This window comes from Burkholderia pyrrocinia (genome assembly GCF_003330765.1).
Lineage (GTDB): Bacteria > Pseudomonadota > Gammaproteobacteria > Burkholderiales > Burkholderiaceae > Burkholderia > Burkholderia pyrrocinia_B.
Genome location: NZ_CP024902.1, coordinates 3,463,679 through 3,475,423, shown reverse-complemented (window position 1 = coordinate 3,475,423; position 11,745 = coordinate 3,463,679). Strand labels below are relative to the sequence as shown.

General features: G+C 68.3%; 11 protein-coding genes. 7 read left to right on the top strand and 4 right to left on the bottom strand.

The genetic code is table 11. From position 1 onward, the window contains the following. The first annotated feature begins 113 nt into the window (after positions 1-113). From CUJ89_RS16840 to CUJ89_RS16820, 5 genes are all read left to right on the top strand, one after another. Positions 114-1,124: an ABC transporter permease subunit gene (locus tag CUJ89_RS16840; RefSeq protein WP_114178313.1), complete on the top strand. Its 1,011-nt coding sequence runs from the start codon at positions 114-116 to the stop codon at positions 1,122-1,124. 4 nt (positions 1,125-1,128) lie between these two features. Beyond that, positions 1,129-2,046 carry an ABC transporter permease subunit gene (locus tag CUJ89_RS16835; RefSeq protein ID WP_114178312.1) on the top strand — a complete coding sequence of 306 codons (918 nt, stop codon included), beginning with the start codon at positions 1,129-1,131 and terminating at the stop codon, positions 2,044-2,046. An 84-nt stretch (positions 2,047-2,130) separates the two neighbouring features. Then, positions 2,131-3,126, top strand: coding sequence for an ABC transporter ATP-binding protein (locus CUJ89_RS16830; RefSeq protein WP_114178311.1), 996 nt, complete (start codon positions 2,131-2,133; stop codon positions 3,124-3,126). Continuing rightward, positions 3,123-4,139 carry a peptide ABC transporter ATP-binding protein gene (locus tag CUJ89_RS16825; protein WP_114178310.1) on the top strand — a complete coding sequence of 339 codons (1,017 nt, stop codon included), beginning with the start codon at positions 3,123-3,125 and terminating at the stop codon, positions 4,137-4,139. Before CUJ89_RS16830 ends, CUJ89_RS16825 begins: the two co-directional genes overlap by 4 nt. Beyond that, positions 4,132-5,277 (top strand): TraB/GumN family protein, encoded by a 1,146-nt coding sequence (locus CUJ89_RS16820; RefSeq protein WP_114178309.1) that lies wholly within the window; start codon positions 4,132-4,134, stop codon positions 5,275-5,277. The genes CUJ89_RS16825 and CUJ89_RS16820 overlap by 8 nt, the downstream gene beginning before the upstream one ends. A 538-nt stretch (positions 5,278-5,815) precedes the next feature. Here the strand turns inward: CUJ89_RS16820 and pxpA are convergent. Genes pxpA through pxpB form a run of 3 tightly spaced genes read right to left on the bottom strand, consistent with a single transcriptional unit; the run spans position 5,816 to position 8,356 of the window. Further along, positions 5,816-6,580 (bottom strand): 5-oxoprolinase subunit PxpA, encoded by a 765-nt coding sequence (pxpA, locus tag CUJ89_RS16815; protein WP_114178308.1) that lies wholly within the window; start codon positions 6,578-6,580, stop codon positions 5,816-5,818. 55 nt (positions 6,581-6,635) lie between these two features. Then, positions 6,636-7,703, bottom strand: coding sequence for a biotin-dependent carboxyltransferase family protein (locus CUJ89_RS16810; protein ID WP_114178307.1), 1,068 nt, complete (start codon positions 7,701-7,703; stop codon positions 6,636-6,638). Beyond that, entirely contained in the window at positions 7,700-8,356 is a 657-nt protein-coding gene (pxpB, locus tag CUJ89_RS16805; RefSeq protein ID WP_114178306.1) for a 5-oxoprolinase subunit PxpB, read from the bottom strand. Before pxpB ends, CUJ89_RS16810 begins: the two co-directional genes overlap by 4 nt. 148 nt (positions 8,357-8,504) lie before the next feature. On the opposite strand from pxpB, the gene CUJ89_RS16800 reads away from it, so the two are divergent. Then, positions 8,505-9,017, top strand: a complete 513-nt coding sequence (locus tag CUJ89_RS16800) for a winged helix DNA-binding protein (protein WP_114178305.1) — start codon at positions 8,505-8,507, stop codon at positions 9,015-9,017. A 74-nt stretch (positions 9,018-9,091) separates the two neighbouring features. Here the strand turns inward: CUJ89_RS16800 and CUJ89_RS16795 are convergent, their stop codons facing one another. Next, positions 9,092-9,700 (bottom strand): 5-formyltetrahydrofolate cyclo-ligase, encoded by a 609-nt coding sequence (locus CUJ89_RS16795; protein ID WP_114178304.1) that lies wholly within the window; start codon positions 9,698-9,700, stop codon positions 9,092-9,094. Positions 9,701-9,708: 8 nt separating this feature from the next. On the opposite strand from CUJ89_RS16795, the gene CUJ89_RS16790 reads away from it, so the two are divergent. Next, complete coding sequence (locus tag CUJ89_RS16790; RefSeq protein ID WP_114178303.1) at positions 9,709-11,661, top strand: lytic transglycosylase domain-containing protein; 1,953 nt, start codon at positions 9,709-9,711, stop codon at positions 11,659-11,661. Positions 11,662-11,745 lie beyond the last annotated feature (84 nt).

Sequence of the window (11,745 nt, the reverse complement as noted above, 5' to 3'; positions counted from 1 at the left end):
GGCAGGCGTAAGCTGTCTACGAAGACCGAGACCGGTAATTCATCCGGCGGCGGGAGGCCACGAGCTTCCCGTCGCCGGTCGCACATTTCCCACAAGAAAATACGAGACGCATCATGTTCACATTCGTGTTGCGCCGCGTGGGCATGGTGATCCCGACTTTCATCGGCATCACCATCCTGGCGTTTGCGCTGATTCACCTGATACCGGGCGACCCCATCGAAGTGATGATGGGCGAGCGGGGCGTCGATCCCGCCATGCACGCGGAGGCGATGAAACGCCTCGGGCTCGACGAGCCGCTGCCCATGCAGTACCTCCACTACATCGGCCGTGCGGCGCACGGCGACCTCGGCACGTCGATCATCACCAACACGAGCGTTGCGGGCGAGTTCTTCGCGCGCTTCCCGGCGACCGTCGAGCTGTCGCTGTGCGCGCTCGTGTTCGCGCTCGCCGTCGGGCTGCCGGCCGGCGTGATTGCCGCGCTGCGGCGCGGCTCGGTCGTCGACCACGGCGTGATGGGCACCGCGCTCACCGGCTACTCGATGCCGATCTTCTGGTGGGGGCTGATCCTCATCATGGTGTTTTCGTCGTACCTCGGCTGGACGCCCGTGTCGGGGCGCATCGCCGTCGAATACGATTTCCCGCACCCGACGGGCTTCATGCTGATCGACGCGCTGCTCGCGCCGGACGAAGGCTCGTTCAGGTCGGCGGTCAGCCACCTGATCTTGCCGGCGATCGTGCTCGGCACGATCCCGCTCGCGGTGATCGCGCGGATGACACGCTCGTCGATGCTCGAAGTGCTGCGCGAGGACTACATCCGCACCGCACGCGCGAAGGGGCTGTCACCGGTGCGCGTGGTCGTCGTGCATGCGCTGCGCAATGCGCTGATCCCGGTCGTCACCGTGATCGGCCTGCAGATCGGCACGCTGCTCGCGGGCGCCGTGCTGACCGAGACGCTCTTTTCGTGGCCCGGTGTCGGCAAGTGGCTGATCGATGCGATCGGCCGCCGCGACTATCCGGTCGTCCAGGGCGGCATCCTGCTGATCGCGACGCTCGTGATCGTCGTGAACCTGGTCGTCGACCTGCTGTACGGCGTGCTGAATCCGCGCATCCGCCACACGAGGTAATTCCATGAGCAATCTGCAAAACACCCTGCCGACCGAATCCGCGCCGGCCGGCGGCCGAGCGCTCGCGCTGCGCGAGTTCTGGGCCAACTTCTCGCGCAACCGCGGCGCCGTCGGCGCCGGCATCGTCGTGGTCGCGCTGATCCTGGTCGCGCTGCTCGCGCCGCTGATCGCGCCGCACAGCCCGGTCGAGCAATACCGCGACTACGTGAAGATCCCGCCCGCGTGGCTCGACGGCGGCAACTGGAAATTCATCCTCGGCACCGACGAAGCGGGCCGCGACATTCTTTCGCGCCTGATGTTCGGCGCGCGGATGTCGTTCTGGATCGGCTTCGTGTCGGTCGTGCTCGCGCTGATCCCCGGCATCGTGCTCGGGCTCGTCGCCGCGTTCTTCCAGAAGTGGGCCGACACGCCCGTGATGCGCATCATGGACGTGCTGCTTGCGCTGCCGTCGCTGCTGCTCGCGGTCGCGGTCGTCGCGATCATCGGCCCGGGCCTCACCAACACGATGTTCGCGATCGCGATCGTCGCGCTGCCGGCCTATGTGCGCCTCACGCGCGCGTCGGCGCTCGGCGAGCTGCAGAAGGAATACGTGACGGCGTCGCGCGTGGCCGGTGCCGGCACGCTGCGCCTGATGTTCTCGCAGGTGCTGCCCAACTGCACCGCGCCGCTGATCGTGCAGGCGACGCTCGGCTTCTCGTCGGCGATCCTCGACGCGGCCGCGCTCGGCTTCCTCGGCCTCGGCGTGCAGCCGCCGACCGCCGAGTGGGGCGCGATGCTGGCGTCCGCACGCGACTACATCGACAACGCGTGGTGGATCGTGACGATGCCCGGCCTGTCGATCCTGATTTCGGTGCTCGCGATCAACCTGCTCGGCGACGGGCTGCGCGACGCGCTCGATCCCAAACTGAAACGGATGGCATGAGATGAAACGACCCCCACGCTCTCTTCGTTCGCTGCCCCCCGAGGGGGCGGTCATCCTCCTTGGGGCGGCCCGGCGGAGGATGACATGAGCAACCTTCTGACCATCCGCAATCTCGCGGTGAACTTCAACGGCCTGCCCGCGGTCGACCGGATCAACCTGTCGATCGCCCCGGGCGAGGTGGTGGGCGTCGTCGGCGAATCGGGCTCGGGCAAGAGCGTGACGATGATGGCGCTGATGGGCCTGATCGACGCGCCGGGCAAGGTGACGGCCGACGAGGTCTCGTTCAACGGCGTCGACCTGCTGAAGGCGTCGCCGAAGGCGCGCCGCAAGATCGTCGGCAAGGACATCGCGATGGTGTTCCAGGACGCGCTGACGAGCCTGAACCCGAGCTACACGGTCGGCTACCAGATCAAGGAGGTGCTGAAGCTGCACGAAGGCCTGCGCGGCGACGCGCTGAACCGGCGCGCGCTCGAACTGCTCGACCAGGTCGGCATTCCCGATGCGAAGAACCGCATCACGTCGTTCCCGCACCAGATGTCGGGCGGGATGAACCAGCGCGTGATGATCGCGATGGCCGTCGCGTGCAACCCGAAGCTCCTGATCGCCGACGAGCCGACCACCGCGCTCGACGTGACGATCCAGGCGCAGATCATGGACCTGCTCGTGAAGCTGCAGAAGGAGCGCGGGATGGCGCTCGTGCTGATCTCGCACGACCTGGCCGTGGTGTCGGAGGTCGCGCAGCGCGTCGCGGTGATGTACGCGGGCGAGATCATCGAGACCAACCGCGTGCCCGATATCTTCCGCGCGCCGCATCATCCGTACACCGAAGCACTGCTCGCGGCGATTCCCGAGCACAATAAGGGGGCGCGTCGCCTTGCCGCATTGCCCGGCATGGTGCCGGGCCGCGATGATCGCCCGTCCGGGTGCCTGTTCGCGCCGCGCTGCAAGTACGTCGTCGACGATTGCCGCAAGGCGCGGCCGGCGCTCGACACGCTGGTGTCCGGCAACGATGCGATGCGCGCGCGCTGTATCAAGCCGCTCAATGTTTCCAACCTCGACCTGACGGGAGGCGCACGATGAATGCAGTCCAAGATACGCATCGTGCTCCGCACGACGAGGAAGCCGTGCTGGTGGCTAACGGGCTCGCGAAGCACTATTCGGTCAAGCGCGGGATGTTCGGGCAGGGCACGGTGAAGGCACTGAACGGCGTGTCGTTCTCGCTGAAGCGCGGCAAGACGCTCGCCGTCGTCGGCGAGTCGGGCTGCGGGAAGTCGACGCTCGCGCGCCAGCTCACGATGATCGAGACGCCCACGTCGGGCAGCCTGACGATCGACGGCAAGAACGTGGCCGGCGCGAGCCGCGACACGGTCGCCGACCTGCGCCGCCGCGTGCAGATGGTGTTCCAGAACCCGTTCGCGTCGCTCAACCCGCGCAAGACCGTCGAGCAGACGCTGTCCGAGCCGCTCGAGATCAACGCGAACCTGACGGCCGCCGAGCGCGCGCAGCGCGTCGCGCAGATCATGCGCACGGTCGGCCTGCGGCCCGAGCACGCGAAGCGCTATCCGCACATGTTCTCGGGCGGCCAGCGGCAGCGCGTCGCGATCGCGCGCGCGATGATCCTCGATCCGCGGATCGTCGTCGCCGACGAGCCGGTGTCCGCGCTCGACGTGTCGATCCAGGCGCAGATCCTGAACCTGTTCATGGATCTTCAGGAGCAGTTCAAGACGAGCTACGTGTTCATCTCGCACAACCTGTCGGTGGTCGAGCACGTCGCGGACGACGTGATGGTGATGTATTTCGGCAGCGTCGCCGAGCTTGGCGACAAGGCGACGATCTACGCGCGGCCGCGCCATCCGTACACGCGTGCGCTGATGTCGGCGACGCCGGCGATCTTCGAGGAAGACCGCCGCGTGCAGATCAAGCTGCAGGGCGAACTGCCGTCGCCGCTCAATCCGCCGTCGGGCTGCGCGTTCCACCAGCGCTGCCCGTATGCGGTCGAGCGCTGCCGTGCCGAGGAGCCGCAGCTGCGCGACGTCGACGGACGGCGCGTGGCCTGCCATCGCGCCGAGGAGGTAGGGGAGGCGAATGCCTGAAGCGTTGGCGGCGCGCGCGTCCGGCGTGCGCCGTTCGGGGGCAAGCAGCGCGCGCGTGATGCGCGCGTACCGCTACGCGCGGCGCTGGAGCGTGCGGACCGTCACGGGCGCGGCGCTGGCTGGCGCGTGCGTGGCGGCCAGCCTTGTTGTTCCCGTCGAGCCGGCGCGCGCCGAAGGGCGCGCGCCGGCCACCTCGCCGATCCATCCGTCGCAGGTCCCGCCGCCCGGCATGAGCCTGCCGGGCTTCCACGCGCCTGCCGCGTCGGACGGCACGGTCGCGCGCGGCACGGTGCGCGTGCAGCCCGCGCGCATGCCGTTCTACGTCGCGACCAAGGGCAAGGTCACGCTCTACGTGCTCGGCACGCTGCACACCGGCGACCCGTCCGATTACCCGAGCGTGCAGCCGTTCCGGCCGCGCATCCTCGCGGCGCTCGCCGCGTCGCCGACGCTCGCGCTCGAGCTGTCGCCCGACGACCTGCTCGAATCGCAGGACGACGTGTCGAAGTACGGCGTGTGCCGCTACCCGTGCCTGCAGCGCCTGCTGCCCGAGCCGCTGTGGCAACGGCTCGCGGCACGCCTGCGCGGCAACCCGGCCGCGCTCGCCGAGATCCGCAAGATGCGGCCGTGGCTCGCAGCGCTCGTCGTCGAGACCTACGATTCGCTGTCGGCCGGCCTGCAGACCGAGTACGGCACCGAGGCGCAACTGCAGAACGTGTTCCTGAAGAAGAAGGGCGGCCGCGTGATCGGGCTCGAGACGCTCGCCGAACAGATGCGCGCGTTCACCGGGCTCACGCTGGCCGAGCAGCGCGAGATGCTCGCGCAGGACATGGTGCAGACACCCGCGCAGAACGCCGACGACATCAAGTCGCTGCACCGGCTGTGGCGCATTGGCGACGCCGACGCGATCTCGGCATGGGCCGTCGCGAAGGGCGAGCGGCTTGCGCGTTCGAAGGCGTTGTCGGCGTCGATCGACAACAAGATCGTGTACGAGCGCAACCGGCGCTTCGTTGCACGGATGACCGCAATCGCCGCGCCGAACCGGCCGCTGTTCGTCGCGATCGGCGCGCTGCACTTGGGCGGCCCGCGCGGCGTGCTCGAATTGTTGCGGCAGCAAGGATACCGGGTCGACGCGAACTGATCGCGCCGGGTTCCACGCACCGATCTTCCCCTGTTTGATCGACATCGCGCGCACGCGGTGAGGCGCCTGCATCGCGGCGGCAATCGATAAGGAAAACCCTCGATTCGTCGGAAAATAGCGTTTAAAACGATTGACATCCCGTTCTGCCAATATCTATTCTTCATCCCACAAGTTGAAAAAATGAAAAGAATAGATAAGTTCTACGGGGTAGCAGAAATAAAGCGCGGGGTTAGCGTCGCCGGCACGTGAAGCGCGTGCCGGCCGCGGAGTGTCTGCATGTACGGCGGGGCCAATCATCGTCGGACAACACATGCATGCGGACCGACTTGCAGATAAGCAACGTTCCGTCGTCTGACCGGGGAATGCAGTGCGGGCGGCGGCGGACGTTTTTTAATCCGGAATATTTTTCCGGTCACCGTCGCAAGACGGTTTCGGGGGAGCGAATCGACAGACGGCGAAGCCGCAGCGATTGCGCCAACGGAAAAGCGCCACGAGGGCGCTTTTTTCTTTTGTGCTTCGGGTGTGCGACCCGCGTGGATCACGCGCCTTCGTCGGCTTGCAGCACCCCCGGCGCCACCACGTCGACGCCCGCCGCCTCGAGCGCCGCGCGAATCCGCTTCGCGAACGCCAGCGCATGCGGCCCGTCGCCGTGCAGGCAGACGGTCTGCGCGTTGAGCGGCACCCATTCGCCGCTCAATGCACGCACCTGCCGGTTGCGCACCATGTCGAGCGTGCGCGCGAGCACTGCGTCTTCATCGTCGATCAATGCGCCGGGCTGGCTGCGCGGCACGAGCGAACCGTCCGCGCGGTAGCCGCGATCGGCGAACACTTCCTCCACCGCGGCGAGCCCCGCATGCCGCGCGGCCGCGACGAACACGCTGTTCGCGAGCCCGAACACCGCGAGCGACGGATCGAAATCGTGGATCGCGGATACCACCGCATCGGCGATCATCGGGTCGCGCGCGGCCTGGTTGTACAGCGCGCCGTGCGGCTTCACATGCGCGATGCGCCCGCCTTCGGCCTGCGCGATCGCCGACAGCGCGCCGAGCTGGTACAGCACGCCGGCATAGATGTCGCCGGCCGGCAGCTGCATTTCCTTGCGGCCGAAATTCTCCGGATCGTGAAAGCTCGGATGCGCGCCGATCGACACGCCTTTCTGCACGGACCAGCGCACGCAGTCGCGCATCGCATTGGCGCCGCCCGCGTGCCACCCGCATGCGATGTTCGCGGACGTGACGAGGTCGAGCAGCGCCTCGTCCGATCCGCACCCTTCGCCGAGATCGGCATTCAGATCGATTTCCATGGTGTTCCTCGTCCACTGATTGCGTGGCGCGTCCTCCGTGCTGCTTCCATCATTGTCACGCCGCACGCGATTGTGCGCGGCGGCGCGCTTCCTCGCGCATGTCGATCGCGACGTCGATCTGCCGCAGATACGCACGTTCCGCGGCGAGGGCGGCGCGCGCGGCGTCGGGTGTCGTGCGCACGAAGCGGATCGGCAGGTTGAGCCGCGCCTGCGCGAGCTTCCACAGATCGGCGCGGATCACCGTGCCGATCTTCGGGTAGCCGCCGGTGGTCTGCGCGTCGTGCATCAGCACGATCGGCTGGCCGTTCGGCGGCACCTGGATCGTGCCGGGCAGCACCGCGTGCGACAGCAATTCGACCGGCCGCTCGCGCAGGAGCTCGGCGCCGGCGAGGCGATAGCCCATCCGGTTGCTGTTCGCGGTGACGAGCCATTCCTCGTCCCAGAACGCCTGCTGCGAATCGGCCGCGAACGACGCATAGTCGGGGCCCGGCAGCACGCGCACGGGCATCGCCCACGGCGCATGCGCGGGGCGGTGGCGGCGCGGCGGCTCGTCGACGCGCACGAACGCGCACCACGCCGGCGCCTTCACGCCGAATTCGGGCGCATCGGCCGCGAGGCAGCCCGCGCCGGCCGGCGGCACGCCGACCGGGAGCCGATCGCCGTCGCGCAGCGTGCGGCCGCCGAGGCCGCCGAAGCGCGACGCGAGATCGGTGCTGCGCGAGCCGAGCATCGGCAGCACGTCGATGCCGCCCGCGATACACAGATAGCCGCGCATCCCGCGTTTCGCGGCCGGCAGCACGAGCGTCTGCCCGGCGTCGACCGGCAGGCTCCACCACGAATATACGCGCTGGCCGTCGAGCGTCCCGGCGAACTCGGTGCCGGTGATCGCGATGCGGGTCGCGCGCGTGAAGCGGAACGCGGCCGGGCCGATCGTGATCTCGACGGCTGCCGCGTCGGGGCGGTTGCCGACGAGCCGGTTGCCGACCTCGAGCGCGAGGCCGTCGAGCGCGCCGCCCTGCGCGACGCCGAGATGGCGCGCGCCGCGGCGTCCGAGATCCTGCACGGTCGACAGCGGGCCGGCCCGCAACACCTCGATGTTGCCCGGCGCGTTGCTCTGGGTCATGACGCGTCGACTCCCGCAATGGTGAAGCGGACATGGTCGCCGGGCAGCAGCAGCGTCGGCTGCTGCCGCGCCGGATCGAACAGCACGTGCGACGTGCGGCCGATCAGTTGCCAGCCGCCGGGCGAGGTGGCCGGGTAGATGCCCGTCTGCGCGCCGCCGATGCCGACCGAGCCGGCCGGCACTTCGAGGCGCGGCGCCGCGCGGCGCGGCGTGTGCAGCGACGCGTCGAGGCCGCCCAGATACGCGAAGCCCGGCTGGAAGCCGACGAAGAACACGACGTATTCGCCGGCCGCGTGGCGGGCGACGACCTCGTCGACCGACAGGCCCGTGTGCGCGGCGACGGCTGGCAGGTCGGGGCCGGCTGCGCCGCCGTACTCGACCGGGATCTCGACTTCGCGGCCGTCCGCGTGCTCGACGTCGGCCGTCTCCCACGCGTCGCGCAGCGCCGGCGTGAGCGACTCGGCCGTCGTGGCGAGCGCATCGAATACGATGGTCAGGTTGTTCATGCCCGGCACGACGTCGATCACGTCGGGCCACGCGCGCGCGGCCTCGGCAACGGCCCAGACGCGGCGCTGGCAATCGAGCGTGGCGGGCGGCGGCACCTCGCAGACGAGGGCGGCATCGCCGAGCGGATAAATGCGGGGTTGCGTCATCGGACTGGCACGGTTCGGACGGCAATGTTAGCGCACATTGTCAATAAGATATCGATAAGTTACCAATAAGCGTTTTCGCCTAGCCCGTATGCCGGGGCTTCTGGCGTACACTCGGCACACCCTGACATCCTGCTTGCGCCGCCTTTCCATGAAGCGTCCTCCGACCCAGATCGTGTCATCCGAACACCTCGTTTCCGATTCGAGCGCGGAGCTGTCGGAGCTCGAATACGGGCTCATCATGGCCGGCAACGCGTTCAACCGCTGGATGGTGCGCTGCATGTCGGCGGCCGGCGCGAAGGACATGACGGCGGTCGAGGTGTCGCTGCTGCATCACGTCAGCCATCGCGAGCGCAAGAAGAAGCTCGCCGACATCTGCTTCGTGCTCAATATCGAGGATACGCACGTCGCGACCTATGCGCTGAAAAAACTGATCGCCCGCGGCTATGTGAAGAGCGAGAAGAACGGCAAGGAAGTGTTCTTCTTCGCCACCGACGCGGGCCGCGACCTGTGCCTGAAGTATCGCGAGGTGCGCGAGCACTGCCTGATCGAGACGCTGAAGGACAGCGGGCTCACCAACGAGCAGATCGGCGACGCGGCGCAGTTGCTGCGCCACGCATCGGGCCTCTACGACACGGCCGCGCGCGCGGCGGCGTCGCTGTAAACGATTGCGGAAAGGGTTGCGCGCGGCGATGCGCTGACGGGCGTGCGACGACGACCGTAGCGCCGCGCGCCGCGTCATCCGGCGGCCGGGTAGAGCGCGCCGTCGGTCACGACCCAGCGCAGCGCGAGATCGTGCGCTTCGGCCGGCAGCGAATCGACGCGGCACGCTTCATAGGCGATGCCGACCGTCACGGGCAGCGTGCTGCCCGGCCACGCGGCGAGCGTGCGGTCGTAGTAGCCGCCGCCGTAGCCGAGCCGGTAGCGCTGCGGATCGAATCCCACACAGGGAATCAGCAGCAGGTCGGGCACGACGACGATTCCCGACGCCGGTTCCGGAATCCGGTGATGGCCTTCGCGCATCGGCGTGTGCGCGTCCCACGCATGGAACGCGAGCGGCGTGTGCCGCTCGCCGATCACCGGCAGCGCGGCGCACCGGCCCGCGCCGGCCGCGCACCATGCGAGCACGGCATCGCGCGCATCGAATTCACCCGGCAGCGGCCAGTAGAACCCGACCGTGCGCGGCGCGAGCCGTTCGAGCAGCGTGCGCAGCCGCGTGTCGAGCGCGGCGTTCGCGGCGGGCTGCGATGCGGCGTCGCGACGCGCGCCGGACAGCGTTTTACGCAGCGCAACCTTCGGGTTCGGCACAGGGTTGCGTGCTATGCTTTCGCTCAATTCGCGCTCCATTCAAAACGATGTCGAACAGCCTTTTCCGAGTATATCGCGCGGTCGCGCTGACGCTTTCGGCCGCCGCGCTCGTCGCGGGCACCGCCGCGTGCGCCGCACCTGGCGACGACACGGTCGCCGGGGATGACCAGGTCTTCGTGCAGCTTCGCGAAGCCGCGCGCCGCAACGACGCAGCGAAAGCCGCGCAGCTCGCGTCGATGATCCCGAATTATCCGGTACCGTCCTACGTCGAGTATTTCCAGATCAAGCCGCAGTTGTTCGATTCGACGGGCCGCGCGCGCGTCGATGCGCCGGACGCGCCCGTGCAGTCGTTCCTGCAGCGCTACGACGGCCAGGCAATCGCCGACCGCCTGCGCAACGACTACCTGCTCGTGCTCGGCGCGCGCCACGACTGGCGCAGCTTCGACGATCAATACAAGCGCTTCGTGCTCGACGACGACACGCAGGTCAAGTGCTATGCGCTCGAATCGCGCGCGGCGCGCGGCGAGAACGTCGGCGACGCGGCGCGCGCGCTGCTCGTCGAGCCGAAGTACTACGGCGACGCATGCGTCGACCTGATCACCGCGCTGACCGTCAACCAGCAGTTCACGAGCGACGACGTGTGGCAGCAGGCGCGCCTCGCGTACGAGCAGAACTACACGACGCTCGGCGGCAAGATCGTCGACGCGCTCGGCCCGCGCCCGGTCGGCTTCGACCAGGCGACGAGCGCACCGCCGCTGTATCTAGCGCGCGGCGTCGGCCCCGACGCGGCATCGCACCAGCTCGCGCTGATCGCGCTCGGCCGCATGGCGCGCAACGATCCGGACGCGGCCGCCGGGATGCTGACCTCGGTCGCCGCATCGCTGACCAAGCAGGAGCAGGCGATCGCGTGGGGCGCGATCGGCTACCAGGGCGCGATCAAGCGCTCGCCGCTCGCGTCGGTCTGGTACGCGAAATCCGCGAATGCGCCGCTGTCGAACCCGGGCTACGAATGGCGCACGCGCGCCGCGCTGCTCGCCGGCAACTGGCCGATGGTGCGCTGGTCGATCGAGCAGATGCCGCCGTCGCTGCGCGACGATCAGGCATGGATCTACTGGCATGCGCGCGCGCTCAAGCAGAGCGGCGACACGCTGCAGGCGAATCAGGAATTCGAGCAGGTCGCGGGCCAGTTCAACTTCTACGGGCAGCTCGCCGGCGAAGAGCTAGGCCAGCGCACGACGGTCCCGCCGCGCACGAAGGTGAGCGACGCCGAGATCGACGCGATGAGCAAGATTCCGGGCTTCGCGCTCGCGCAACGCTTCTACGGGCTGAACCTGCGCCTCGAAGGCAACCGCGAATGGAACTGGCCGCTGCGCGGGATGACCGATCGCCAGCTGCTCGCGGCTGCCGAGTACGGCAAGCGCGTCGAGCTGCTCGACCGCACGGTCAACACGGCCGACCGCACGAAGGCCGAGCACGACTTCACGCTGCGCTACCCGTCGCCGTACCGCAACATCGTCGAGCGCTACGCGCAGTCGACGGGCCTCGACATCGAATGGGCGTACGGGCTGATCCGCCAGGAGTCGCGCTTCATCACGACCGCGCGCTCGTCGGTGGGCGCGGGCGGCCTGATGCAGCTGATGCCGGCCACGGCCCAGCTGGTCGCGAAGAAGCTCGGCATGGGCACGATCTCGCGCGCGCAGATGCACGACATCGATACCAACATCCAGCTCGGTACCTGGTATCTGGCGGACATCTACAACAACTTCGACAGCTCGCCGGTGCTGGCCACTGCCGGCTACAACGCGGGCCCCGGCCGGCCGCGCCAGTGGCGCCAGGTGTTGACGCAGCCGGTCGAAGGCGCGATCTTTGCGGAGACGATTCCGTTCAACGAGACGCGCGACTACGTGAAGAACGTGCTGTCGAACACCGTCTATTACGCGGCGCTCTTCGAGGGCAAACCGCAGTCGTTGAAGAAACGTCTAGGCATGATCTCGCCCTGATCCGCAATCTTCACACTGCCGCGCGAGACGCGGCAGTGTTTAAGGGGCTGTTCACGCTAATAACGGGCTTGCGCTGGCCGCCAG

What these genes read in the sequence shown, in the direction of transcription:
- pxpA (WP_114178308.1), bottom strand. Translation starts at nt 6,580, where the DNA reads ATGGAAATCGATCTGAATGCCGATCTCGGCGAAGGGTGCGGATCGGAC.
- pxpB (WP_114178306.1), bottom strand. Translation starts at nt 8,356, where the DNA reads ATGACGCAACCCCGCATTTATCCGCTCGGCGATGCCGCCCTCGTCTGC.
- CUJ89_RS16825 (WP_114178310.1), top strand. Translation starts at nt 3,123, where the DNA reads ATGAATGCAGTCCAAGATACGCATCGTGCTCCGCACGACGAGGAAGCC.
- CUJ89_RS16795 (WP_114178304.1), bottom strand. Translation starts at nt 9,700, where the DNA reads ATGGAGCGCGAATTGAGCGAAAGCATAGCACGCAACCCTGTGCCGAAC.
- CUJ89_RS16800 (WP_114178305.1), top strand. Translation starts at nt 8,505, where the DNA reads ATGAAGCGTCCTCCGACCCAGATCGTGTCATCCGAACACCTCGTTTCC.
- CUJ89_RS16790 (WP_114178303.1), top strand. Translation starts at nt 9,709, where the DNA reads ATGTCGAACAGCCTTTTCCGAGTATATCGCGCGGTCGCGCTGACGCTT.
- CUJ89_RS16835 (WP_114178312.1), top strand. Translation starts at nt 1,129, where the DNA reads ATGAGCAATCTGCAAAACACCCTGCCGACCGAATCCGCGCCGGCCGGC.
- CUJ89_RS16810 (WP_114178307.1), bottom strand. Translation starts at nt 7,703, where the DNA reads ATGACCCAGAGCAACGCGCCGGGCAACATCGAGGTGTTGCGGGCCGGC.
- CUJ89_RS16820 (WP_114178309.1), top strand. Translation starts at nt 4,132, where the DNA reads ATGCCTGAAGCGTTGGCGGCGCGCGCGTCCGGCGTGCGCCGTTCGGGG.
- CUJ89_RS16830 (WP_114178311.1), top strand. Translation starts at nt 2,131, where the DNA reads ATGAGCAACCTTCTGACCATCCGCAATCTCGCGGTGAACTTCAACGGC.
- CUJ89_RS16840 (WP_114178313.1), top strand. Translation starts at nt 114, where the DNA reads ATGTTCACATTCGTGTTGCGCCGCGTGGGCATGGTGATCCCGACTTTC.